Genomic DNA, 23,543 nt, shown 5'->3' on the forward strand with positions numbered 1-23,543 from the left:
TCCCTCCCCGGTTTCATTCAGCCGCTTCGATGGCTGCCTTTTGGCGGGCCATGCGGGCAGCACGTTTTTCCTGGATGGATTTTAGTTGGTCTTCGCTTGGATCAGCGCCGCCCTCATAGGCTTCCAGGAAGTCCAGAAGCTCTTCGCGGTAGGCGTAGTAATCAGGGTGATCCAGCAGTTCTTTGCGGGAACGCGGGCGCGGCAGGTCGACGTCCATGATGTTGCCGATCCGCGCGTTCGGTCCGTTGGACATCATCACGACTCGGTCGGCGAGCAAGATGGCTTCATCAACGTCATGCGTGACACAAACGGCCGTTACCTGGGTGCGTTTCCAGACGTCCATCAGAACGTCCTGCAGCTCCCAACGGGTCAGACTGTCGAGCATGCCGAACGGCTCATCGAGCAAGAGAAGCTTCGGTGACAGCGCAAAGGCCCGCGCAATGCCGACACGCTGCTTCATGCCGTTGGAAAGATCAGCTGCCGCCTTGCCCATCGCATCGGCAAGGCCAACCTTACTCAGGTAGTATTCGATAACGTCCCGTTTCTCGACCTTGGAAGCATCCGGATAGACCTTGTCGACACCGAGTTCGACATTCTCATAGGCCGTCAGCCACGGCATCAGGCTGGGCGCCTGAAACACAACAGCGCGGTCCGGTCCGGCCTGAGTGACGTGGGTCCCGTCCAGAACGATCGCGCCTTCGGTGATCGGATTAAGACCGGCTACCATGGACAGAACCGTCGACTTGCCGCAACCGGAGTGCCCGATCAGGGTGATGAACTCACCCTTTTTCATTTTCAGCTCAAACCCATCGACCACTGTCAGCGGCCCTTTTGGCGTCGGATAGACCTTCTTGAGCTGGGAAAACTCCAAATAGCGGTTGTCGTTGATGGATTCTGACGCCCGCTCATATGCAACGGGAAGTGCATCCTTGCCCTTTTTCCGCTGAGTGATCGGAACAATGTTGGGCAGGATGATATCCCGCTCCAAGTCGGAACCTCGCGCGGCCCCTTCTTCCATTAGGTATTCGGTGACTTCTGCCCTAAGCTTGATGAACTCATCATTGTGGTTGAGTTCACCGCGATCCCGCGGCCGGCCGAAGGGAACCTTGAACTCAGGGCCAAGCGTGGCCGGAGAACTTGGTTTCAACGGAATGATACGGTCTGCGAGAAGGATTGCCTCATCCACATCGTTGGTGATGAGGATGATGGTCTTCTTTTCCTGCTCACAAATCGCAGCGAACTCGTCCTGAAGTTTGGACCGGGTCAACGCATCCAGCGCCGAAAGCGGCTCATCGAGCAGCAAGAGTTCCGGCTGCATGGCAAGCGCCCGGGCAACGGCAACGCGCTGGCGCATACCGCCAGAAAGCTCGGACGGTTTGCGATCCTTTGCGTGACCAAGGCCAACCATTTCGATGTATTTGTCAGCAATCGCCTTGCGTTCAGCTGCGCTTTTTTTCTTGAAGACACTGTCGACGGCAAGACCGACGTTTCCGGCAACCGTCAGCCACGGCATCAGGGAATAGGACTGGAACACGACACCTCGATCCGGGCTTGGACCGTCGATTTCTTTGCCTTTGAAGATCACGCCGCCCTGATCCGGCTCAATCAAGCCGGCTAGCAGGGAGATCAACGTGGTCTTGCCGGTTCCCGAGAAACCGACGATAGCGATGAATTCACCATCCTCGACCTTCAGGTTAATGTTTTCCAGAACGTCGGTCCGCGCGGTACTTTCACCGTAAGACTTGGAGACACTGGAGATTTCCAAAAAGGACATTCAGAAACTCCTTACCGGTTCGCCGAGAATGTGAAGGCGCGCTGCAGGGCAAACATCAGGCGGTCAAGGGCAAAGCCGATGACACCGATGGTCAGAACAGCAACCATGATTTTGGCGAGCGATTGGGAAGAACCGTTCTGGAATTCGTCCCAGACGAATTTGCCGAGACCCGGGTTCTGCGCCAGCATTTCCGCGGCAATCAGAACCATCCAGCCCACACCCAGCGACAGGCGGAGACCAGTGAAGATCAGCGGCAGAGACGACGGCAGAACCAGCTTGGTTACAGTCTTCCAGGTCGGCAGTTGCAAGACGCGGCCAACGTTCATCAGATCCTTGTCGACAGAGGCAACACCCAGCGCGGTGTTGATCAATGTCGGCCACATGGAACAGAGCGTCACGGTGACGGCCGAAACCAGCAGCGATTTGGAGAGCCAGCTATAGGGATCAGCATAGGTGGCCGAGACGATCATCGTTACGATCGGCAGCCAGGCGAGCGGTGACACCGGTTTGAAAATCTGAATAAGAGGGTTGATCGCGCCGTTGAATGACCGGGACAGTCCGGAGGCGATGCCAAGCGGTACTGCAATGACTGTTGCAATCAGAAAACCGAGACCGACGGTCTTCAAGGACGTACCAATCTGATCGATATAGGTAGGCTTTCCTGTGTACGTGCGGTGCTTGATCTTGTCGGTTTTACCTTCGGCTTCGTATTTCGCATTGCGTTTGTCCTGACGCTCATAGAAAGCGGCGGCCTTTTCGCGTTCGCGAACGTGATCGTTCCAAAGATTGATGGTTTGCTCCCAGACCTGAGCCGGTCCTGGAACAGCACCAAGTGAGGTTTGAACTTGGGGAGCAAAGAACGCCCATAGTGCGAGGAAGGCGAAAATTCCAAGCAACGGGATCACAAGCACGCGCTTGAGTTCGCTCATCTGCTCCTTCGGGCTGTCGCCTGCTGCAATTTTTAGAAGCGGGACCAGCCAGGAAAAGCCAAGTGCATCCAGCCAGCCGCCAGCCTTGTTGATCCAAGTAAAAAGTTTTGCTTTGCGTGCGGCCCGGGCGAGATCCGGAGTGCCGGCGGAATCGGCATTCGCCATGGAAACAGTCCCTTGTGTCTTTGTTATCGTCTTTGAAAAGAGGAGCGGCGGCGCTGCATAACCGCCGCCCCAGTTTGGGGAACGTTAGCCGCCAACCACTTCGTTGCCGTCCACGACCTGCTTGCCTTTCAGGCCGATCGGCAGGCTGTCGATGTAGGCATTCGGCTGTTTTCCGTCGTAAGGAATGCCGTCAATGATGTCGCCGGCCGGGGTTGGCGCGCGGTACCCATCGGTGTCCCAAGGGAAGTCGGCTTCGGCGACATGACCTTCTTCCACCAGCATGCGCGCGGCCTTCAGGTAGATATCCGGCTGATAGACGGATTTTGCGACTTCGTCGTACCAGCTGTCTGGCTTATGTTCGCCGATCTGACCCCACCGGCGCATCTGGGTCAGATACCAGACAGCGTCGGAGTAATACGGGTACGTCGCGAAATAGCGGTAGAAGACGTTGAAGTCCGGAACATCGCGCTTGTCGCCCTTCTCGTATTCGAAGGTGCCGGTCATGGAGTTTGCGATCACTTCCGCATCCGCACCGACATATTCAGAGCGAGACAGGATCTCAACGGCTTCCATGCGGTTGGCGTTGTTGTTCTCATCAAGCCACTTGGCGGCGCGGATCAAAGCCTTGGTCAGCGCCAGCGTGGTGTTCGGATACTCTTCAGTGAACTCCTTGGTCAGGCCGAAGACTTTTTCCGGGTTGTTTTTCCAGATTTCATAGTCGGTTACGACCGGAACGCCGATGCCCTTGAAAACCGCGGCCTGATTCCACGGCTCGCCTACGCAGTAGCCATAGATGGTGCCGGCTTCGAGAGTCGCCGGCATTTGAGGCGGTGGGGTTACGGACAGAAGCGCATCTGCCTGGATTTGACCGGAAATGTCTGTTTCCGAATAGAACCCAGGATGGATATCGCCGGATGCGAGCCAATAGCGCAGCTCGTAGTTATGGGTGGAGACAGGAAAAACCATTCCCATGTTGAACGGCTTGCCTTCGTCGATAAACTGGTCGACGACAGGCTTCAGAGCAGAGGCCTTGATCGGGTGTGCCGGTTTGCCGTCGTCCTGATATTCGATGTGCGGCTTCATCATTTCCCAGATCTCGTTGGAAACGGTAATGCCATTGCCGTTCAGATCCATGGAAAATGGTGTGACAATATGGGCCTTGGTACCAAAACCGATGGTTGCCGCAATCGGCTGGCCCGCAAGCATATGCGCGCCGTCCAGTTCGCCGGTGATCACGCGATCGAGCAAGACTTTCCAATTCGCTTGAGGCTCTAGCGTTACGAACAGCCCTTCTTCCTCGAAGTAGCCCAGCTCATAGGCAACAGCGAGCGGGGCCATGTCGGTCAGTTTGATGAAGCCGAATGTCAGCTCGTCCTTTTCGACGTCCAGCATTTCCGCCAGCGCAGGTGTTGCCGGAACGATAGCGGTTGCCGCCATCAGTGTTGCCAGCGCGGTCCGTCTTGTGAATTTGAGTGTTTCCGTCAGTTTCACGTCCTGTCCCCTCGTAGATTGTCCCTCTGCCTTCCGGCAATGGGAACCAAACAAAAAGCCGCCGTCTAATCCTGTCGGTCTGGGAGGAGTGACCAACAAGTCAGAACGGCGGCTTTGCCTGAACGCCCGCCAATGGGCGCAATATCGATTAGGCCATCTTTGGCCTGCACGGTTATCTTTGCACTATGCGTGCCAACTCATAAATTTTTTATTTTATCTATTTATTTCAAATACTTAATTCCATTCTGTAAAATCCCCGATGAAATTCAACTGGTGTTTCCTAAGCCCATTATGCGGGCAGCTGACTTATTTTTGTGCACTGCAACGAGTTTAGCCTATTTAGTAAATGGTCGCAGCAACAGCGCGGTTAGGCTCCGTCCTGATCAAACAATCGGATGGAATTGTCCTGGCTCGCTCCGCTCAGTCCTAGCGCCTGAAGAAACAGTCCTGGCGAAAAGATTTTCTCGGCGACCTCAGTGTCTTTAGGGGAGACTGACGCCTGGCCCCAGCGCACCATTTGCTGGTAAAACCATCTGCCGTGTTCTGGAACTGGTGCAGCCTTTACGCCGCCTGAAAACGACAGAAAGTCGCCAATATGTAGGACTTCGGCGCGGCTGAAAGGGACCTCCCCGGTGAGAGCGGGCAAACATAAAGTTACTGGGCAGGACAGATACTCTGGCTGTGACAGAAGTTCCGCCAGAGCCTCTGTATTCTCTTGCGCGGCACACCAATCAGCGGCTTTTGCAATTGCTTTCAGCAACGCGGCAAGGGTTTCCAGATGAGACTCAGCCCAGCTTTGGGTCACTCCAAGAACCTTTTCCGGACTATTAGGCCAAATCGCCTGTTTGTAGGTTACCATCCGGCCAGTGCCTGCCAGGATCGCGGCCGTGTTCCAAGGTTCACCGACACAATAGCCATCTAACTGACCGGCCGCGAGTGCATCCGCCATCAGCTGCGGCGGCAAAACCGAGATTTCTATATCGCGGTCAGGAACAATACCGGCTGCTGACAGCCAGTAGCGCAGCTCATACGCGTGTCCCGAGAACGGATGAACGACACCAAAGCGCAGTTTAGGCGCACCTTCTGCCATTCGATCCATCATAACCGCAGCAAGCGCCTTGCCGGTACTGACCGGATCCCCTTCCGGATCTGCGCCGTGGCCTGCCATCAACTGCCAGAGTTCGGCCGATGCAGTTATCGCATTGCCGCCGAGCCCAAGGACCATTGGAGCAAGCATTGGCACTGCCAAGCTTGTGAGGTTCAAACTGGCAGCAATCGGCATCGGCGCCAGCATATGCGCCACATCGAAGTGCCCGACGGCAATCCGGTCTCGAATGTTGGCCCAGGATGTTTCCCGAACCAATTTCAATGCAATTCCCTCTTCTTCGGCAAAACCCTTTTCAGCTGCAGCGACCAAAACAGCGCTGTCGAGAAGCGGGATAAATCCGGCGATTACTGGTTTTAGCTGCGGACCCATGATCCTCCGGCCTCCGTAGAAACGGCCCCTCCCCGGCCTGTGTTCATCAACTGCATCTTTTAGTCCCCAAGCAATCCGCTAGCGATTACCAGGCTTTGCGCCACATCGATGATCTTGCGGCTCTGGTTCATCGCAGTTTTGCGCAGAAGATCATAAGACTCTTGCTCGGTCAGACCTTTCGACTTCATGAGAATGCCCTTCGCCCGGTCGATGGTCTTGCGGTCCGCCAGCTCTGTGCGGGCATCTTCCAGATCCTGGGTAAGTTTTGAAAACGCACGGAACCGGCTGATCGCCATATCGAGGATTGGCTTGACGCGCTCCCGCTTCAGACCATCAACAACATAGGCAGACACACCGGCATCGACGGCCGCTTCAATAGAATGGCTATCGGCCTTGTCGACGAACATGGCAATTGGACGCTGTACAGCCCGCGAGACCTGAAACATGTGCTCCAGCCGGTCCCGGTTTGGGTTTTCCAGGTCAATAACAATCACATCTGGATTGATGTCCGCGATTTGCCGGACCAGTCCATCCATTTGATGAACCAGAATAACCTTGTCATGGCCCGCATCGCGCAAACCCTGCTCGATGATGGAGGCCCTGATCTTATTGTCGTCGATGACAAGGATGGAAAGCGCGTCGCTCATGCCCGCATTATGCGCAGGACTATTTTTTATGCAATTCAAATATTGCGGCGCAGCATACGCAATCCACTGCACTGAAGGTAAAGGCCGTCAATCGGACCAAACCCAGCAAGGCGGGGCAGGTCCGGAATGACCGGCCCCGCCCGCTTTGCCGCAACTAACTATTCCGCTGCAATCGGCTGCCGCGCGAGTTGACACTGGCTCCACAGCGAATGCAGCGCGAAGATCAACCGGTCCACATCTGCGGAGGAGTGAACCGGAGATGGCGTGATCCTCAGCCGCTCGGTCCCTTTTGGAACCGTCGGGTAATTGATCGGCTGGATGTAAATTCCAAACTCGGTCAGCAGCGTATCTGACAGGAACTTGCACTTTGCCGGATTGCCAACAATCACCGGAATGATGTGGCTCGGGTTCGGCGTATGCGGAATGCCGTGATTGTCCAGCCGCTTGCGCACTGTCGCGACAATCGCCTTCTGCTGCTCCCGTTCCACTGAACTTTCTTTCAAATGCCGGATGGACGCCGTTGCTGCCGCAGCGACTGCGGGCGGGAGCGCCGTCGTAAAGATGAAACCGCTGGCAAAGCTGCGGACAAAGTCGCAGAGCTCCTTCGTAGCCGCAATATAGCCGCCGACAACACCGATCGCCTTTCCTAGCGTGCCTTCGATGACGGTGAGCCGGTCCATCACCCCGTCGCGCTCTGCAATACCGCCGCCGCGCGGTCCATAAAGACCAACTGCGTGCACCTCATCGAGGTAGGTCATCGCGCCATATTTGTCGGCCAGATCGCAAATCTCCGATATCGGAGCAATGTCACCATCCATTGAATAAACGCTCTCAAAAGCGATCATCTTTGGCTTGGAAGGATCGGCTGCAGCCAGCTTGGCTTCAAGGTCTTCCAGATCATTGTGTTTCCAGATGACCTTTTTTGCCCGCGAATGGCGAATACCTTCAATCATCGACGCATGATTGAGACTGTCCGAAAACACGATCATGTCCGGAATTTGCGACGCAAGCGTGCCGAGGGCGGCCCAGTTGGATACATAGCCGGATGTAAAGACAAGAGCCGCTTCTTTACCGTGCAGGTCGGCGAGCTCTTCTTCCAGAATCACGTGATCATGCGTGGTGCCGGAAATATTGCGCGTGCCGCCGGCACCAACCCCGCAGCGGTCGATCGCATCATGCATCGCGGCAATCACCTTGGGATGCTGCCCCATGCCAAGATAGTCATTTGAACACCAGATCGAGACGTCGTCAGGCCCTTTATCATGGGTCCACACCGCTTCTGGAAATTGACCGCGTTTGCGTTGAAGGTCGATAAAAACCCGATAATTGCCCTCATCTTTGAGAGCTGCGAGCCGGGTTTTGAAAAAAGCTTGGTAGTCCATAATGTCCCCGCTTTCTATCGTGGACAAAAGCTATTTGAAGGGGGATTATTGGTACATGACAATAGTCAAGTTTCCGGCGGCCTTCCGTTGAAAGATCCGCAATTCACCGCATGCAAACAGCGGGAACATTGTGTAGGGTGGCGGCCAGAGAGAGAGGGCCAAACACGTCTTTGGCTCTTGGAGGGGAACTCGAAATATGCCGAATGAACGCCGCAGGAAGATTGCGGAAAACTCCTTGTTGCTCAAAAGCTTTTCGCCTGAAATCCAGGAGGCAGTCCTCAGGATGTCGAGCTGGCGGGAGTATGAACGGGGTGAAACCTTGTTTCTTCAAGGTGAAACCGCACAAGCTGTCCATATTGTGACGGACGGATGGGTGAAGCTCTACCGGATCGCGCCCAATGGCGGCGAAGCTGTTGTGAGCGTATTTGCCAAGGGTGAAAGCTTTGGTGAAGCCGTCGCATTCCGTGGCCAAGCCTATCCGGTCTCTGCGGAAGCCGTCACATCTTGCGAAGTGATGCGCATCCCAAGCAGCGCGATTCTGGAAGCCATGCGCAAAGATCCGGACATCGCCGTTTCAGTGCTGGCCTCTACATTTGCCCACTTGCATTCGCTTGTTTCTCAGCTCGAACAATTAAAGGCGCAGACGGGCCCACAGAGGGTTGCAGAATTCATTTTGGAACTCTGTGAAAAGGACCATGGCAGCTGTGTCGTTACCCTGCCTTACGACAAGTTCCTGATCGCTGGCCGGCTTGGAATGAAGCCGGAGAGCCTCTCCCGGTCGTTTGCGAAATTGAAGCCGGTTGGTGTCCACATCAACCGGAACCACGCAGATATTGAAGACATCGAACGGCTGCGCGACTTTTCTGAAACCGACCCTGTGGAAGCCTGGCACAAATCATAATGACAAAACTAGAAACCGTCCTGAATGCGATCGACGACGCCAACCGTGCCGATCCAAATCAGGAAGACGGCCAGCCGGCCGCCCTGCTTTATGGCCACCGAATGACCTCCGAAGTGGACCGGTTGTTCCCTGAGGCGTCTGACAGCTTGAAAATTGCGGCCCGGGGCCAGCACATCGAGCGCTGGACCGTCGCCCGCAGCACCTACCCTGAAGGCCGGGCTGGTTATCATGCCTGGCGCCGGGATCTTGCCAGACATCATGCGAGCCGGGTTGGCACCATGATGACTGACGCTGGGTATGCGGAAGATGACGTCCAAGCCGCTGAGCGCATGCTGCGCAAAGAAGGAATCAAACGGCATGACGACGTGCAGGCGCTTGAAGACGTAATCTGTTTCGTATTCCTCAAATGGTATTTTGCGCCTTTTGCCGCCAAACACGAAGAAAGCAAAGTCCTTGATATCGTGCAAAAAACGGCGCGAAAAATGTCAGATCAGGCGCGCGAGCGGGTGCTGAAGGAATTTGACCTTCCGGCGCCTTTGGCCGACGCCGTTAAGCTATTAACGCCGGGATCAGATATAGCCCCAGCATCAAAAGGCCATAAAGGCCAAGAACCCAGGTGAACCCCGCCGCCCAGGCGGGAGCTTCCCATAGGCCCAGATAACGCAGCAAGATGACCCGGGCCTTAAGCCAGGCCAAAAAGAAGACAGCTGCGCCGATGACGGCTTGCGGTACGCCGGTGCCAAGCAAGACCGACGCAAACACTGAGGCTGCACTTAGTGCCAGTAAGATTCCCCAGGCCCGGAAGATTGGATCGCTTAACAATCTGTCACCTCAACAGGTAGATGACGGGGAACAGCAATACCCAAACGAGATCAACCATATGCCAGAAGGCAGCGCCGGTTTCGATATTCCGGGGTGTTGCGAAAAAAGAAACCAGCCCTAGGATGACGATGCCTGCGAGCACATGGGCCGCATGGAAACCAGTGAGCAGGTAATAGAAGGTGAAAAACGGATGCGTTTCCGTCGTTATACCTTGCCCGGCCTTCTCGACATATTCCCAGGTCTTGATCACAAGGAAAACGCAGCCCAGCGCCATGGCCGAAAAAAGGGCAAACCGGCTCTGTTTCTTTCGACCAGTTGAACACAGCCGGTAAGCCAGCGCTGCGAAATACCCGCTGGTGATCAATACGATTGTGTTGATGCCTGCTGAAACGCGGTGCAAGTGATCCTGCGCTTCAGCAAAGCCGGCTGGATCGGTAATCCGAACACTTAGGAAAGCCGCCAGCCCAGCACCAAAAACCAGGAGTTCACTGATGATCAGCACCCACATGAGCAATTCGCCCGGGAGCTGATCCAAAAGCCCTGGTTTCTGAGCGCCGGTGGCCATCCGGGTCTCAGCCACCGACAAGCTGGCGGTAGATCTGCGGCAAGGCCTGGGTCAGCCGGTCCGGATGCGGGATCACCGCAAACCCACCTTGGCCGAACAGCCTCGGGAACCAGGACTGGCCGGATTTGTCGATCGTCACGCCGAACACAGATTGACCGGCCCTACGGGCTTCGCGCACCGCCATCCGAGTGTCTTCAATACCGTGACGTCCCTCATAATGATCCAGATCATTGGGTTTGCCGTCCGTGATGACCAGCAGAAGTTTCCGTTTTCTGCTTTGTCCCGCAAGCTCCGAAGACGTGTGCCGCATGGCAGCACCAAGCCGGGTATAAAATCCCGGTTTTAGTCCACTGATGCGTTGTTCAACCAGCTGTGACATCGGCTCATCGAAGCGTTTACAGGATTGCAGATAAACCCGGTGGCGCTTGAGGGATGAGAACGCATTGATCGAAAAATCATCACCGCAAGCGTTCAAACCCCACGCCAAGGCCGTTAACGCTTCGCGTTCGATGTCGATGACAGCCCGCTCACCAACGGCGCTTTCCGTTGACCGGGACACATCCAATAAAATGGACACGGCAAGATCGCGGGCTTCCGGCCGCGTTTGCATCCAGATCCGGTCGTTCCCGGTGCCGGTCGCCAGCCTCTCAACTTGGGAGCGGACGGCGGCTTCCATATCAAGATTGTCGCCTTCCAAATGACCGCGTGTTGTCACACGGCCCGGACGGAGCGCTTCAAACTGCTTTTTCACAGAGCGGATACGCCGGGCTGCTCTTGGGTCCGTCTTGGCGATCAGATGATCCGGATCCGGTGTGGCGACACTTGAAAAGACACAGACATGATCAGGCAGGTATGCCCCACTGCGCACATCCCATTCCGGATAAAGCGTTCTGCCGGACAGTCTTTCCCGATCAACATCCTCCGGTGCCAGGTCCAGATGAAGCTTCAGCCGTGTCGCCGGCGCTTTGGACACCTGGCCAAGGCCGATTTCATCCTGATCGTCGGCAGCCTTTTTCGCATCGTCGTTTTCGTCGTCATCAACACGGCGGTTCAGATTGAGAAACTCCGCCCAACTCAGGATCGCTTCGAACTTGTGGAGGATAAGACTGTCTTGGCGTTCGGCCTGATCGGCTTTCCGCCGCCGGGCGCGAATTGTCTTGTTGCCTCCAGCCTCTTCCGTCTCTCCTTCGGTCTCGCGGTTTTCAACTTCATCGCCAGCTGAAAAGACCAACTCGCGGAGATCTGGCCACAAAGGGATAGGCCGGAACGGATGGTACCCGCGCGGGGCGTTAATGGCGCTGAAATCACCCTTGGCGACCAAGGCTTTCAAGTCGCGAACATCGGGAGATAAGTCGGCGGGATCGCCAAGCATATGACGGATCAAAGCCTCGATATCTTTCTCGCGGCCCGGCAGCTTCATTTCTGGCCGCTGGCGAAGCGTGCCATTGCAAAGTTCGCTGTAAAGACCCTTCAATCCCGGTGCGGCTTCAATGGTGGCATCCGTCATATCCAAAGCGAGTTTGAGAGCTCTCAAATCTGCCCGCAACGGATCTTCTTCGGCCGGCAGTGGGATCGCATGCGCAGTCATCCCCGTCAGCCAGAGGTAAAGCGCAGCATTGGCTTCGCGGAACGGAAATACCGCCAATTGGGCCGGCAGCCGTAACACTTCGCCATCAAAACTTGCTCTTGGAAGCAATTCTGCTTCGGTCCCGAGCCGCCTCAGAAAACTGAGGCGGTGACGGGATACTTCTTCGGAGACCGGGCGGATCTCAACACTGTGAAGCCCTCCCAGTCCCCGAAAGAAGACTGCAAGTCGCCCGCCGACCTCATTGAGGCCGACCGCGGCTCCATGATGCACCTCAGGCGCATCCAGGCGACTTGCAAATGAATGCCATAGTTTCCCGACCGTTTCTTCGGGTTCCCATGGTTCAAAATCGATCTTGCCCATCGGTCTGGCCTCACCCAAACACGGCCGTGACAAGATCTAGGAGCCCGCGTTTCACGTCCTCATCATCTGTGAGAGGCTCAATCATGGCCGCCAGAATGGCTCGTTCAACTGGCATACCTTGGGCAATCAAAGTTGCGGCATAGACGACAAGGCGGGTGGAAACCCCCTCCTCGAGATCCTGCCCTTTGAGCGCCCTGAGTTTGTTGGCAAGACGGACCAGGGATTTTACCCGCGCTACGTCCAACCCGCTTTCCTCTGCAACAACCTCTGCTTCAAGATCAGCTGCCGGGAAATCGAATTCCATTGAAACAAAACGCTGACGTGTTGAGGGTTTCAGCGTCTTGAGAATGTTTTGGTAGCCAGGGTTATAGGAGGCGACCAGCATGAAGCCGGGCGCGGCCACCAGTTCTTCGCTGGTCCGGTCGATCGGCAATGTGCGCCGGTCGTCGGTCAGCGGATGGAGCACGACGGTCACATCCTTGCGCGCTTCCACCACCTCATCAAGGTAACAGATCGCCCCTTCGCGAACTGCGCGGGTCAACGGACCATCAACCCAGACGGTTTCACCGCCCTTTAGAAGATATCTGCCGATCAGGTCGGCTGCCGACAAGTCATCATGACAAGCGACGGTATAAAGTTTGCGGCCGAGTTTAGCGGCCATGTGTGCCACAAAGCGGGTCTTACCGCAGCCAGTCGGGCCTTTCAAAAGGACCGGCAAACCGTTGGCGTGAGCGGCTTCAAAAACCGTGCACTCATCGCCTTGCGGCAGATAGAAGGGGGCAGATGCCGCCCCCTTTGCCAAGGATACACTTCCTTCCATTGGAATTACTCCGCAGGAGCTGCGGCAGTGTCGCCACGCTCGATGATTTCTTTCCGCGGAACTGCAACCGCGTAGATGAAGAGCAACGCTCCGATGACAACCGCGATACCGGAGCCGAAGCGCATCCAGTAGAACAGTGCCAGCTGATCCTGAACGTCCATGAAGTAGTCGCCGTTGACCCGTTGCAGGTGTGTTTGGATTGTACCGGCAAATGTCAGGACGAAGGTCATGAAGGTCATACCACCGGTCATCAACCAGAAGGATGCCATGTTCAGAACTTGGTTGTACGGATCACGACCGCGCAAGATAGGCATTGCGTAGGAGATGATCGCCAGGTTCAGCGATACATAAGCACCGAAGAAGGCCAGGTGACCGTGGGCCGCTGTGATCTGCGTGCCGTGGGTGTAGTAGTTCACGCCATGCAGAGTGTGCAGGAAGCCCCAGACGCCAGCACCGAAGAAGGCAAGTGTGGCACAGCCGAGCGACCACAGAAGTGCAGCCTTGTTCGGATGATCCCGGCGGCCTTTCCAGACCATTACGAAGGCAAAGGCCATCATTGCGAAGAACGGAATGACTTCCAAGGATGAGAAGATAGATCCTATCCACTGCCAGTAAGCCGGAGTACCGATCCAATAGTAGTGGTGACCCGTTCCAAGGATACCGGAGAACAGAGCTGCGGCAACGATGACGTAGAGCCATTTTTCAACGATCTCGCGGTCAACACCCGTCAGCTTCAGCATCAGGTAAGCAAGGATCGAGGCCATGATCAGTTCCCAAACGCCTTCAACCCAAAGATGGACAATGTACCACCAGTACTGCTTATCAAGCGCCAGGTTTGAAGGGTTGTAGAAGGCGAAGAGGAACAGCAGCGCCAGCCCCCACAGACCGAGCAGCAGGATGTTGGAAATGGCTGTCTTCTTGCCTTTCAGCACGGTCATGGTGATGTTGTACAAGAACATCAATGCAGCAACCACGATACCGACCTTGACCCATTTGGGCTGCTCGATGAATTCACGGCCTTCTTTGCCGAGCAGGAAGTTGCCTTCAAACAGGTTGAAGACGTAGGTGACAACCACACCCAGTGTGCCGACCACCAGAATCAGTAACTGTAGGTAGGCCAACTTTGGCGAATGCAGCTCCCGCTCCGCTTCTTCCGGTACGAGGAAATAGGCGGCGCCAAAGAAGCCGAGCAGAAGCCAGACGATCAGGCTGTTGGTGTGCAACATCCGGATGATGTTGAAAGGCAGCAACTCCGAAAGGAAGTTGGGCTGGACATAGACAAAGCCCGCCAGCAAACCGCCGATCACCTGGATGGCAAAGAGGCCCATAGCGACGGCGAAATACGCCAGGGCAACTTTCTGAGATTCGTATTTCATCTTAAGTTCCTTTTGCGTTCCAATCAGCCGGCGTCGTTCGGCGGCCAGTCCTGGGCGTCGATCTTGTCGGTCCAGATCAGGAAGTTCGCCAAGTCGCGGATTTCCTTATCGGTGAGATTGAAATTCGGCATCTGCCGGCGGCCTTCGATGCCGGTCGGCATAGCTTCCATCCAGGCTTTGAGCGTTTCGAAAGCCCCTTCCGGGTCGTCCAGGACGCCCCAGCGGGTCATCACATTGCCGACTTCCGGAGCGTAGTAGCCCCCCTCGCCGAGGATCGTATGACAGTTGATGCAAGCGTGTTTTTCCCACACGTGCTTACCTGAAGCGACACTTTCGGTGATACCCGCGTGGTCGGTAGACGTCCCGGTGATGTAGAAGTGGCTGTGCACCGACAGCCCTAGGAAGATGAGGATGAAGAACAGTGACCCGCCATAGAATATATTTCGGGCCATGCTTTTAGTCATGACTTCGCGCATTACGCGCTCCTTTCCCCGTGTTGATAGTGGCGAAAGAGTGGCAGCGCGGCGCCTTTTTTCCTTAACCAAAGTCAAGTTTGGTTTCGGCTGGATTGCGAATCGTGAATTTCGCGAATTGTTTCCGCCATTTTTTTCCAATGGCTTAGACGTAATATTCCTTACTATTCACAGATGAGCCGCCACCAGCCGCAGAAACTTGCCATTCCGGGGCCGGTCTATTGTCTGCAGTTCCCAAGTTCTGTGCACATTTTTGCCATCTTTAGCCTCTGACCACCGGCACTCTTAGCAAAAGTCAAGGAACGACTCTCCAGTCCGACGCAACTTGCACCTGCCTCACCTGGATTTGGAGATGAATATGTCACATCCAAGAAATTATAAGCGGGCCGGCCGCGCGTTAGCCGCCAGCTTTGCTCTGATGCTGGGCGGCGTGGCAACGCCCGCTTTAGCTGAAGGCCCCACCTTGAGCGAGGAGGCCTTCGAAAGTTCCAAGCAGCTCTATTTTGAAAGATGCGCCGGTTGTCACGGTGTTCTTCGCAAAGGCGCTACAGGCAAAAGCCTCGAACCAATTGTGAAGAAAAAGAATGCTGATGGCACTGTCACAGAAACCGGTACCTTGAAGCTTGGCCAGGAACGTCTTGAGAAAATCATCTCCTGGGGTACCGAAGGCGGCATGAACAACTTCTCGGACATCATGACCGAGCAAGAAATCAAGGACATGGCGACCTACATCATGATGGAGCCGCCGAAGCCGCCTGAAATGTCCCTTGCGCAGATGAAAGAAACCCGCAAGGTCTATGTCGAACCCAAGGACTACCCGACCAAGCCTCTGCACGGCCGGAACTGGGAAAACTTCTTCGTCGTAATCGAGCGTGACGTAGGTAAGGTTGCTGTCATCGATGGCGACACCAAGGAAGTCCTTGCTCACATCCCGACCGGCTACGCCGTGCACGTGCTGAAAGCGTCTGAGCATCACAAGCTGGACGAACCGGAAAATCCGGGCCGCTTCTGGTACACAATGGGCCGTGATGGCAAGATGACCAAGATCGATCTCTGGCAGACGCCAGACAAGATGTTGGTTTCCGAGGTCTCTATCGGTTATGACGCTCGTGACGTTGCCGTGTCTGGCGATGGCAAATACGTCATCGGCGGTGCCTATTGGCCTCCACACTTTGCCATCGTTGATGCGCACACAATGGAGCCGGTCAAGGTTGTCTCGACCCGCGGCGTCAACGTCGACGGTGACTATGTAGAAGAAAGCCGCGTGGCAGCTATCTACACCACACCGAACGAGCCCACCTGGATCGTAGCGGTTAAAGAACTCGGTCAGCTGTGGCAAGTTGATTACACCGACCTGGATAACCTCCGGATCGACAAGATCAATTCTGCTAAGTTCCTGCACGACGGTTTCTTTGATCCAACAGGCCGGTACTTCCAGATTGCGGCGAACGCGTCGAACAAAATGGTCGTTGTGGACACCAAAACCCACAAACTTGAAGCCATGATCGACACAGCTCCACTGCCGCACCCGGGACCTGGCGCCAACTGGAATGATCCGAACTGCGGACCGGTTGCCGGTACCACCCACCTTGGTGAAGGTACCGTGACGGTTTGGGGCAACGATCCTGAAGGTCACCCCGATAAAGCATGGAAAACCTGCTACGAAGTCGAAACCGACGGCGCAGGCCTGTTCATCCGGACACACCCGAACTCCAAGTACATCTGGGCTGACCAGACGAAACATCCGGAGCCGGAAGTTCAGCAATCTGTTCAAGTCATCTCGAAAGAGACCGGCGAGATTGTGAAAACTATCCAGATCACGGAAGAAGAAGGGAACGTCGCCGTTCACTTCGAATTCAACCAGGATGGTTCGGAAGTTTGGGTCTCCAAATGGAACCGCGCAACTTCGAAAGAGCCAAACGGCGAAATGGTCATCTATGACGCCGAAACTCTGGAAGAAAAAGCACGGGTCAAGGGCCTCTATGCTCCGACCGGCAAGTTCAACGTCTACAACCGTTCGAACCACGTCACATAAAACGACTTAGCTCACATAGGAGGGCGGGCAATCGCCCGCCCTCCTTTTTTGCAAGCGATGCCGGGGCTTTATTGGCACTGCCAGCCGGAACTTACCGATCTTTCCCAGCGTCCTGCATTCCGATTTTCGGCGGCCTTGAAAACAGGCCCGAAAAGACACTCAAAACGGAGCCTGGACATGAGCGAGAGCAGTCAAGGTCAACAAAAAAAGCCGATCTGGCGGCGCTACCTTCTTTGGGGAATGCCCATCGGGGGCGTTGCAGCTGCTTTTGTGGCCGGCATTGTTTTCTGGGGCGGTTTCAACACCGCAATGGAAGCCACCAACACCAAACAATTCTGCATCTCCTGTCACGAGATGCGCGACTTCGTCTATGAAGAATACAAAGGCACCATTCATGACGTGAACCGCTCCGGTGTCGGCGCGGTCTGTTCGGATTGCCACGTTCCAAAAGACTGGACCCACAAAGTAATCCGGAAGATCAAGGCGTCCAGGGAACTCTGGGGCAAGATGGTCGGCACTATCAACACCCGCGAGAAATTCGAAAACAAGCGGCTATATCTGGCAAAGAACGAGTGGGAACGCATGAAAGCGACCGATTCCGTTGAATGCCGGAACTGTCACGACTTCGAATCGATGATGCCGGAGTTCCAAAAACCACGCGCCCGGCAGCAGCACATGAACGCCATGACCAATGGCCAGACATGTATCGACTGCCACAAGGGGATCGCACACTCCGACGCCCGGGACCGTGCTGATGAGGCTTACTTAGAAAAACTCGAAGCGCCGAACCCAAAGTTCGTTCGGGAAATTCCGCAAGAGTATCTGGATAGCCTTGCGCGGATCGAAGCCAAGGAAGCTGAAGAAGCTGCAGCCGCCAAAGCTGCTCAGAAAGCCCAGCGCGAAGCTGTTCAGGCTCAAATTGCAGCTGCAGTCGAGTCAGCCGTTGCCGAGGCCACAGCTGCACAAGATAGTGCTTCTGGAGCATCGGATGCTGGCGGTTCAGGCGGCGGAAACGTCGCTGCGAATGTCGACTGGAACGCGGTTCCTGTCAGTGACATGACCCTGTTCTACCCAGGCCAAGCGTCCTTTGAGTGGGTGCAAAACGGCAAGACCCATGGCGGCGCACGCCCGTTCACCAAGGGCGGTGATGCTTGCACCACATGCCACGCCAAGGAGCTGGAAACCATCGGCAACAAACTCGTCGCTGGTGGCGAATTGGAACCGACCCCGATCCCTGGCAAGCGCGGCACGATCGATGCGACCGTTCAAGCGGCACATGATGATGAAAATCTCTATGTCCGTCTGCAATGGCCCGATGCTGGACACAACCCGGCCCCGTTCGTCGATGGCGGCAAAATGGATCCGGACAACCAGATCAAGGTTGCCATGATGATCACCGGCGACGGGATCGAATATGGCGATCAAGCAGGCTGCTGGGCATCGTGTCATGCGGACAACACCTACATGCCGTTTGACCCGGGCGCCGACGCCATTTCCGGCAATGCCGATGTGGCAGCCCAGCTGGAAGCCAAGGATACGATTACAAAGTATCTGACCGAGAGCCGGACCAAGGTGGAAATCAAAGGCCGCCGCGGCAAAGCGCAAGGTGGCTGGGACAAGCTGAAGCCTGCTGATGAGGTTGCAGCCCTGTTCGACGATGGCACCTACCTCGATCTGCTCCGTGTCTATGCGGACGGTTCGGCAACCAACGGCTACCTGCTCGACCGCCGGGTGAAAAACGACGGTGAAATTGCAGCCGAGGCCAATCTAGCAGGCGGCATGTGGACCGTCGTCTTCTCGCGGCCTCTGGCCTCGGATGCTCCGGGAGATGTACCGCTCGAAGCTGGCAAGACCTATACAGTCGGCTTTGCCATTCACGACGATTTCTCGTCCGCCCGTTTCCACCATGTGACGCTGAACACCAGCCTCGCATTGGATGACGACAGCGCACAGATTAACGTCGCAAAACAATAATATACCAGTGATGGGCGGCCAGATTATCTGGCCGCCCATTTTCTATTTGCGTGGGAGAAATCAAATGTTTCCAGGAATTCGCCAACTTCCCCTCGCCCTATTGGCAGTCTTGAGTGTTCCGGCAGTGTCAGTCGCTGATGAAGCGGCTGAGCTTTGCGCCAAAGCCGAAGAGCGTTACGTCGACATTTTTGGTCAACCCTCGTCAGCGGCAGACGGTGTAACCGTCGTAACGATGTATAAATACCGGTTTTGTCCTGAAAAGCTCACGGTTCCGGTCGGCACGACCGTCCGCTGGGTGAATGTGGACAAGAGAACCAGTCACAGCGTTCACTTGAAAGAAGCGGGCGAACCGGAATCAGACCGGCTCTTCCCTGAGGAAGCTTTTGAGTTCACGTTCCTTTCCGCAGGAAGCCAGCAGTATCTGTGTGGCCCACATTGGGAGACTCAGGAAATGATTGGCATGGTTACAGTAACCGATTGAATTAACGAAACATTGCGGCTTGGCAAAAAATGACTTGAGCTTGACGATAGTCAATCCGGTTCCTCGTTAAACGGGCGATTATAGTCCCGAAGATTTCAGGAAAAACGAGGTCCCGAATGACTGGTAAAGTCTATCTCATTGGAGCTGGTCCCGGCGACCCTGAACTGCTGACAGTGAAAGCCACCCGCATGATCGGCACAGCCGATGTGGTGGTTTATGACCGGCTGGTCTCACCGGAGATTCTGGCACTCGCACCGAGCAATGCCGAGATGGTGTCTGTCGGCAAATCCCCGGATAATCATCCTGTGCCGCAAGAACGGATCAACGAAATCCTCGTTGAACTGGCAACGGCCGGCAAAACAGTTGCCCGCTTGAAAGGTGGCGATCCCTTGATTTTCGGCCGCGGGTCGGAAGAGGCTGCTGTCTTGGTTGAACACGGAGTTCCGGTGGAATACGCACCGGGGATCACCGCTGCTCAGGGTGCAGCTGCCTCCAGCGGCGTTCCTCTGACACACCGAGGATTGGCGACCGGTGTCCGCTATGTCACCGGCCACCGGCAAGCCAACGGGTCGCTTGATCTCGACTGGAAAAGCCTGGCAAGTGAAGAGACAACGTTGGTGGTCTATATGGGGGTCGCCAATATCGGACAGATCGCCCTGCGCTTGATGGCTGAAGGTTTGAGCGATCAGACGCCTGTTATGGCCATTGCGCAGGCCACCACACCGCGTGAAACCCGGCATTTCTCCCGGCTTGGCGATATTGCCATCGACGCCCGCGAAGCTGGTCTCAAAGCGCCGGTTTTGTTCGTCATCGGCAAGGTCGTCACGCTAAGCGCCGAATGGCCGTCGGCCGCTGAAACCCTTGAAATGGTGGAGGCAATACCGGCAAGGCAGCGGGCCAATGCTTAGGATATTGGCCGCTGGCCTGTTTATGATTTCGGCCGTCCAAGCTGAAGAGTTCGTCTCCTCTGACGAACTTAAAAACCTCGTCCATCAGGATTGCGGGTCATGCCATGGGCTTACTCTAAAGGGCGGTCTCGGACCCGATATCCGGCCGGATACGCTTTCTCACTATGACGCTGAAACGCTCGCGACAGTGGTTCTTGACGGAATCCCTGGAACCGCCATGCCGCCCTGGCGGCCGTTGATCAGCGAGGGTGATGCCAAGCGCATCGCCGAATATTTGTTGCAAGGAGAGTTGAAATGAAATGGATTTCAGGCGCGCTTCTGGCCCTGATGCTTGGAACCTCAGCTCACTCCGACACGATTGTTGCAACAGGCGATTTGGGGCTGGTGGTGGAGCGGGCAACCGGCTCTCTTCTTCTTGTTGATCAATCGGAAAGATCATCGATTGGGCAAATCACCGGACTTGGGGATCTCTCGCACGCGAGCCTTGTCTATTCACCCGATCAACGGTTTGCCTATGTGTTCGGCCGCGATGGCGGCCTGACCAAGATCGACATCACCGAAAAGAAAATCGTCAACCGGGTCGTGCAATCCGGCAATGCAATTGGCGGGGCGATTTCCGACGATGGCAAACTGGTCGCGGTGTCCAATTACGAACCGGGCGGTGTCCGGATTTTTGATGCCGACACGCTCGAAATGGTCGCGGACCTGCCGACCGATTCCAAAACCATTGGCCTCGTCGACGCGCCGGGACGCCGATTTGTCTTCACCTTGTGGGATGAAGGCGAAACCTGGATTGCCGATATGTCTGGCGGTGAGCCAAAAATCACCAAGATCACCGATATTGGCGTCAACCCTTATGACGCGCTCATCACCGGCGACGGTCGCCTCTATATCACCGGTCTGTTTGGCGAAGACGGCCTGACGGCCATTGATTTGTGGGACCAGACACCCGAACCGATCCGCGTCTTGCCCAACTACGGCCGCGGGCAAAAGGATTTGCCGGTCTATAAGATGCCGCATCTGGAAGGCTGGGCACGAGCCGGACGGGAGTTTGTCTTACCAGCGGTCGGCCACCATCAAATTCTTTGGGTCGACGGTGAAAATCTGGAAGAGACAGGGCGGACAGACACTTATGGCCAGCCGGTGTTTGCCATGTCACGGCCCGATGGCCGGCAGGTCTGGGTGAACTTTGCTCATCCTTTAAATGACACCATTCAAGTGGTCGATACCGTGAGCAAGGAAGTCGTTCACGAGTTCAAACCGGGCAAAGCGGTGCTTCATATGGAATTCACACCACGTGGACATGAAGTTTGGGTGTCGGTTCGTGATGCTGGAAAGGTCATGATCTACGACACGCAGACCTTCGAAAAACTCGGTGAAATCGACGCTGAAAGCCCTTCCGGGATTTTCTTTACCTCCCGCGCTCACAAGACGGGTTTGTAAACCATGGACCGGATTGGAGATCCCCTTGACCGCCGGCTCTTAAACGACTGGCAGCGCGACTTTCCTGTAACACAACAGCCGTTCCTGCAGATCGCGGAGGAGCTGGATTGTAGCGAACAAACCGTCCTTGGGCGGCTGGAAAACCTGCATGCAACTGGCCGGATAACCCGGGTTGGGGCGACTTGTGCGCCGAACACAGTATCCGCAAGCACACTCGCTGCACTTGCAGCGCCGCCAGAGGCAATAGAAGAGGTTGCTGCAATCGTCGGCAGTCAGCCGGGCGTAAACCACTCTTATCTGCGCGAAAACGACTGGAACCTCTGGTTCGTTGCAACAGGCCCGGACAGGGAATTTGTCGACGCCAGCTTGCAAGATATTCAGTCGCAAACGGGACTGGACGTGCTGGATTTGCGCCTTGTACGGCCATTCAATGTCGACCTCGGGTTCAAACTCAACGGCGGAATGGACCGGCCACCAGTGCCCCGGCCGGTCTTGATAGAGCGCCTGCAGGGGGACGACGATCACCTTCTGCAGGCGCTTACCAAAGGCATGCCGATTGTCTCCCGTCCCTACAAACACATTGCTGATGAGTTAGGCGTTCCCGAGTCCCATGTTCTTGACCGAGTGTCGGACTTGGTGGACGGCGGAATCATCTCGCGCCTTGGTGTCATTGTCCGCCACAGAGCGCTTGGCTGGAGTTCCAACGCCATGGTGGTCTGGGATATCTCCTCCGAGCGGATCGATGCCGCCGGACCGGCCCTGTGCAATCTGCCAGGTGTGACACTGTGTTATGAGCGCAGACCTGTTCCAGGTGTCTGGCCTTACCGGCTTTACTGCATGATCCATGCGCAAAGCCGCAACGACGCGCTTGAAGTTCTCGAAGCTGCGAAACATCTGCCGGAGCTGGCCGGCATCGACTGCAAGGTTCTCTTCTCGAGCCGCTGCTTCAAACAAACCGGTGCCCTCATCAGCCGGCGGGGAGCTGCAGCATGACCCATGAACTGACCCAGCAAGACCGCGACCTTATCAACTTGATGCAGGAAGACCTGCCGCTGACGTCCCATCCCTTTGAACAGGCCGCGCGCCAACTTGGTATCGAGGAAAAGGATGTTGTCGACCGCCTGCTTCATCTCCGCGATGCGGGCGTTCTTACGCGTTTCGGTCCATTTTTTGATGCCGAAGCTTTAGGAGGCGCCTTTTGCCTGTGCGCAATTGCCGTCCCAGAAGAGCGCTTCGAAGAGGTCTTAACGAAAGTCAATGCTTTCGAAGAGGTCGCGCATAACTATCAGCGGGACCACAAACTGAACATGTGGTTCGTGCTGGCGACTGAAAATCAGGCTGGCATCGAACAAACCGCAAAAGCCATTGAGCGCGATACCGGTCTCAAGGTTCTCCTGTTTCCCAAGGAACAGGAATTCTTCATCGGGTTTCGAGTGAAAGCATGAAATTGGATCCGAAAGACAGAGCAATTGTTGAAGCAACCCAGGCCGGTTTACCGCTGGTCCCAAACCCTTTCAAGGTGGTTGCCGATACGTTGGGCATGGCGGAAGACGACCTAATTGAACGCTTCCGGCAGCTCAAGGAGCAAGGCATCGTCCGCCGGATCGGTGCAGCTCCAAACCATTACCGTCTGGGCATGACAGCCAATGGCATGACTGTTTGGGACGTTGACGATGCAGTTGTGGACTCACTCGGCGAGAAAGTCGGCTCTCTGCCCTTTGTCACCCATTGTTACCGCCGCCCGCGCGCCTTGCCGGACTGGCCCTACAATCTCTTTGCAATGGTGCATGGAGACAGCCGCGACGAGGTCATGGCCAAACGCGAGCAAGTCGCAGACTTGCTTGGAGACGCCGTGAAAGCACGGGACGTGCTCTTTTCCACCCGGATATTGAAAAAGACCGGTATGCGGCTGCGCAGGAAGGAAAGCTAAAA

22 protein-coding genes and 1 pseudogene are annotated in these 23,543 nt (G+C 55.7%); 12 read left to right on the plus strand and 11 right to left on the minus strand.

Annotated elements, in window-relative coordinates:
• Positions 1-13: 13 nt before the first annotated feature.
• The 6 genes from FJ695_RS27555 to hemA form a co-directional block, all read right to left on the minus strand.
• The gene (locus tag FJ695_RS27555; protein ID WP_141188429.1) at positions 14-1,774 is read right to left on the minus strand and encodes an ABC transporter ATP-binding protein; all 1,761 of its coding nucleotides are present in this window, start codon (positions 1,772-1,774) and stop codon (positions 14-16) included.
• A gap of 11 nt (positions 1,775-1,785) precedes the next feature.
• Positions 1,786-2,868, minus strand: a complete 1,083-nt coding sequence (locus tag FJ695_RS27560; RefSeq protein WP_141188430.1) for an ABC transporter permease — start codon at positions 2,866-2,868, stop codon at positions 1,786-1,788.
• Between the two features lie 84 nt (positions 2,869-2,952).
• Positions 2,953-4,305 carry a CmpA/NrtA family ABC transporter substrate-binding protein gene (locus tag FJ695_RS27565; protein WP_141188971.1) on the minus strand — a complete coding sequence of 451 codons (1,353 nt, stop codon included), beginning with the start codon at positions 4,303-4,305 and terminating at the stop codon, positions 2,953-2,955.
• 421 nt (positions 4,306-4,726) lie between these two features.
• Entirely contained in the window at positions 4,727-5,836 is a 1,110-nt protein-coding gene (locus FJ695_RS27570) for a CmpA/NrtA family ABC transporter substrate-binding protein (RefSeq protein ID WP_141188431.1), read from the minus strand.
• A gap of 59 nt (positions 5,837-5,895) precedes the next feature.
• Positions 5,896-6,483: an ANTAR domain-containing response regulator gene (locus FJ695_RS27575; RefSeq protein ID WP_141188432.1), complete on the minus strand. Its 588-nt coding sequence runs from the start codon at positions 6,481-6,483 to the stop codon at positions 5,896-5,898.
• Between the two features lie 158 nt (positions 6,484-6,641).
• A complete protein-coding gene (gene hemA, locus FJ695_RS27580) occupies positions 6,642-7,865 on the minus strand; it encodes a 5-aminolevulinate synthase (RefSeq protein ID WP_141188433.1) in 1,224 nt (407 codons plus the stop codon).
• A gap of 196 nt (positions 7,866-8,061) precedes the next feature.
• Between hemA and FJ695_RS27585 the strand changes: the two genes are divergently transcribed.
• Together FJ695_RS27585 and FJ695_RS27590 are read left to right on the plus strand one after the other, a co-directional pair.
• Positions 8,062-8,766, plus strand: a complete 705-nt coding sequence (locus FJ695_RS27585; RefSeq protein WP_141188434.1) for a Crp/Fnr family transcriptional regulator — start codon at positions 8,062-8,064, stop codon at positions 8,764-8,766.
• On the plus strand, positions 8,766-9,386 hold the full coding sequence (locus tag FJ695_RS27590) for a DUF4202 domain-containing protein (protein WP_209010844.1): 621 nt from the start codon (positions 8,766-8,768) through the stop codon (positions 9,384-9,386). The genes FJ695_RS27585 and FJ695_RS27590 overlap by 1 nt, the downstream gene beginning before the upstream one ends.
• Positions 9,387-9,592: 206 nt before the next feature.
• Here the strand turns inward: FJ695_RS27590 and FJ695_RS27600 are convergent, their stop codons facing one another.
• Genes FJ695_RS27600 through FJ695_RS27620 form a run of 5 tightly spaced genes read right to left on the minus strand, consistent with a single transcriptional unit; the run spans position 9,593 to position 14,773 of the window.
• On the minus strand, positions 9,593-10,153 hold the full coding sequence (locus FJ695_RS27600) for a cytochrome c oxidase subunit 3 family protein (RefSeq protein WP_209010845.1): 561 nt from the start codon (positions 10,151-10,153) through the stop codon (positions 9,593-9,595).
• Positions 10,154-10,160: 7 nt separating this feature from the next.
• A complete protein-coding gene (locus FJ695_RS27605; RefSeq protein WP_141188437.1) occupies positions 10,161-12,101 on the minus strand; it encodes a nitric oxide reductase activation protein NorD in 1,941 nt (646 codons plus the stop codon).
• Between the two features lie 10 nt (positions 12,102-12,111).
• Positions 12,112-12,921, minus strand: a complete 810-nt coding sequence (locus FJ695_RS27610; protein WP_209010846.1) for a CbbQ/NirQ/NorQ/GpvN family protein — start codon at positions 12,919-12,921, stop codon at positions 12,112-12,114.
• Positions 12,922-12,926: 5 nt separating this feature from the next.
• Positions 12,927-14,297, minus strand: coding sequence for a cbb3-type cytochrome c oxidase subunit I (locus FJ695_RS27615; protein ID WP_141188439.1), 1,371 nt, complete (start codon positions 14,295-14,297; stop codon positions 12,927-12,929).
• Positions 14,298-14,320: 23 nt separating this feature from the next.
• A complete protein-coding gene (locus FJ695_RS27620) occupies positions 14,321-14,773 on the minus strand; it encodes a cytochrome c (protein ID WP_141188440.1) in 453 nt (150 codons plus the stop codon).
• A 355-nt stretch (positions 14,774-15,128) separates the two neighbouring features.
• Here FJ695_RS27620 and FJ695_RS27625 point away from each other — a divergent pair, with 355 nt between their 5' ends.
• The 10 genes and pseudogenes from FJ695_RS27625 (at position 15,129) to FJ695_RS27665 (ending at position 23,541) form a co-directional block, all read left to right on the plus strand.
• Positions 15,129-16,805: a cytochrome D1 domain-containing protein gene (locus tag FJ695_RS27625; RefSeq protein WP_141188441.1), complete on the plus strand. Its 1,677-nt coding sequence runs from the start codon at positions 15,129-15,131 to the stop codon at positions 16,803-16,805.
• Positions 16,806-17,045: 240 nt separating this feature from the next.
• Positions 17,046-17,537, plus strand: a pseudogene (locus FJ695_RS28370) (NapC/NirT family cytochrome c); the annotation flags it as partial.
• Between the two features lie 108 nt (positions 17,538-17,645).
• Positions 17,646-18,779, plus strand: coding sequence for an ethylbenzene dehydrogenase-related protein (locus FJ695_RS28375; RefSeq protein ID WP_371708998.1), 1,134 nt, complete (start codon positions 17,646-17,648; stop codon positions 18,777-18,779).
• 64 nt (positions 18,780-18,843) lie between these two features.
• Complete coding sequence (locus FJ695_RS27635) at positions 18,844-19,260, plus strand: plastocyanin/azurin family copper-binding protein (RefSeq protein WP_141188443.1); 417 nt, start codon at positions 18,844-18,846, stop codon at positions 19,258-19,260.
• Between the two features lie 116 nt (positions 19,261-19,376).
• Positions 19,377-20,168 (plus strand): uroporphyrinogen-III C-methyltransferase, encoded by a 792-nt coding sequence (cobA, locus tag FJ695_RS27640; protein WP_141188444.1) that lies wholly within the window; start codon positions 19,377-19,379, stop codon positions 20,166-20,168.
• Complete coding sequence (locus FJ695_RS27645; protein ID WP_141188445.1) at positions 20,161-20,466, plus strand: cytochrome c; 306 nt, start codon at positions 20,161-20,163, stop codon at positions 20,464-20,466. Before cobA ends, FJ695_RS27645 begins: the two co-directional genes overlap by 8 nt.
• Complete coding sequence (locus tag FJ695_RS27650; protein WP_141188446.1) at positions 20,463-21,611, plus strand: cytochrome D1 domain-containing protein; 1,149 nt, start codon at positions 20,463-20,465, stop codon at positions 21,609-21,611. Before FJ695_RS27645 ends, FJ695_RS27650 begins: the two co-directional genes overlap by 4 nt.
• A gap of 3 nt (positions 21,612-21,614) precedes the next feature.
• Complete coding sequence (locus FJ695_RS27655) at positions 21,615-22,604, plus strand: AsnC family transcriptional regulator (RefSeq protein WP_141188447.1); 990 nt, start codon at positions 21,615-21,617, stop codon at positions 22,602-22,604.
• Entirely contained in the window at positions 22,601-23,056 is a 456-nt protein-coding gene (locus tag FJ695_RS27660; protein WP_141188448.1) for an Lrp/AsnC family transcriptional regulator, read from the plus strand. Before FJ695_RS27655 ends, FJ695_RS27660 begins: the two co-directional genes overlap by 4 nt.
• A complete protein-coding gene (locus tag FJ695_RS27665; RefSeq protein WP_141188449.1) occupies positions 23,053-23,541 on the plus strand; it encodes an Lrp/AsnC family transcriptional regulator in 489 nt (162 codons plus the stop codon). The genes FJ695_RS27660 and FJ695_RS27665 overlap by 4 nt, the downstream gene beginning before the upstream one ends.
• Positions 23,542-23,543 lie beyond the last annotated feature (2 nt).

The organism is Labrenzia sp. PHM005, assembly GCF_006517275.1.
In the GTDB taxonomy this organism is placed as follows: Bacteria; Pseudomonadota; Alphaproteobacteria; order Rhizobiales; family Stappiaceae; genus Roseibium.

Bases quoted from the DNA above. Each gene is read 5' to 3' on its own strand.
- FJ695_RS27555 (WP_141188429.1), bottom strand. From the start codon at position 1,774: ATGTCCTTTTTGGAAATCTCCAGTGTCTCCAAGTCTTACGGTGAAAGT.
- FJ695_RS27560 (WP_141188430.1), bottom strand. From the start codon at position 2,868: ATGGCGAATGCCGATTCCGCCGGCACTCCGGATCTCGCCCGGGCCGCA.
- FJ695_RS27565 (WP_141188971.1), bottom strand. From the start codon at position 4,305: ATGGCGGCAACCGCTATCGTTCCGGCAACACCTGCGCTGGCGGAAATG.
- FJ695_RS27570 (WP_141188431.1), bottom strand. From the start codon at position 5,836: ATGGGTCCGCAGCTAAAACCAGTAATCGCCGGATTTATCCCGCTTCTC.
- FJ695_RS27575 (WP_141188432.1), bottom strand. From the start codon at position 6,483: ATGAGCGACGCGCTTTCCATCCTTGTCATCGACGACAATAAGATCAGG.
- hemA (WP_141188433.1), bottom strand. From the start codon at position 7,865: ATGGACTACCAAGCTTTTTTCAAAACCCGGCTCGCAGCTCTCAAAGAT.
- FJ695_RS27585 (WP_141188434.1), top strand. From the start codon at position 8,062: ATGCCGAATGAACGCCGCAGGAAGATTGCGGAAAACTCCTTGTTGCTC.
- FJ695_RS27590 (WP_209010844.1), top strand. From the start codon at position 8,766: ATGACAAAACTAGAAACCGTCCTGAATGCGATCGACGACGCCAACCGT.
- FJ695_RS27600 (WP_209010845.1), bottom strand. From the start codon at position 10,153: ATGGCCACCGGCGCTCAGAAACCAGGGCTTTTGGATCAGCTCCCGGGC.
- FJ695_RS27605 (WP_141188437.1), bottom strand. From the start codon at position 12,101: ATGGGCAAGATCGATTTTGAACCATGGGAACCCGAAGAAACGGTCGGG.
- FJ695_RS27610 (WP_209010846.1), bottom strand. From the start codon at position 12,921: ATGGAAGGAAGTGTATCCTTGGCAAAGGGGGCGGCATCTGCCCCCTTC.
- FJ695_RS27615 (WP_141188439.1), bottom strand. From the start codon at position 14,297: ATGAAATACGAATCTCAGAAAGTTGCCCTGGCGTATTTCGCCGTCGCT.
- FJ695_RS27620 (WP_141188440.1), bottom strand. From the start codon at position 14,773: ATGCGCGAAGTCATGACTAAAAGCATGGCCCGAAATATATTCTATGGC.
- FJ695_RS27625 (WP_141188441.1), top strand. From the start codon at position 15,129: ATGTCACATCCAAGAAATTATAAGCGGGCCGGCCGCGCGTTAGCCGCC.
- FJ695_RS27635 (WP_141188443.1), top strand. From the start codon at position 18,844: ATGTTTCCAGGAATTCGCCAACTTCCCCTCGCCCTATTGGCAGTCTTG.
- cobA (WP_141188444.1), top strand. From the start codon at position 19,377: ATGACTGGTAAAGTCTATCTCATTGGAGCTGGTCCCGGCGACCCTGAA.
- FJ695_RS27645 (WP_141188445.1), top strand. From the start codon at position 20,161: ATGCTTAGGATATTGGCCGCTGGCCTGTTTATGATTTCGGCCGTCCAA.
- FJ695_RS27650 (WP_141188446.1), top strand. From the start codon at position 20,463: ATGAAATGGATTTCAGGCGCGCTTCTGGCCCTGATGCTTGGAACCTCA.
- FJ695_RS27655 (WP_141188447.1), top strand. From the start codon at position 21,615: ATGGACCGGATTGGAGATCCCCTTGACCGCCGGCTCTTAAACGACTGG.
- FJ695_RS27660 (WP_141188448.1), top strand. From the start codon at position 22,601: ATGACCCATGAACTGACCCAGCAAGACCGCGACCTTATCAACTTGATG.
- FJ695_RS27665 (WP_141188449.1), top strand. From the start codon at position 23,053: ATGAAATTGGATCCGAAAGACAGAGCAATTGTTGAAGCAACCCAGGCC.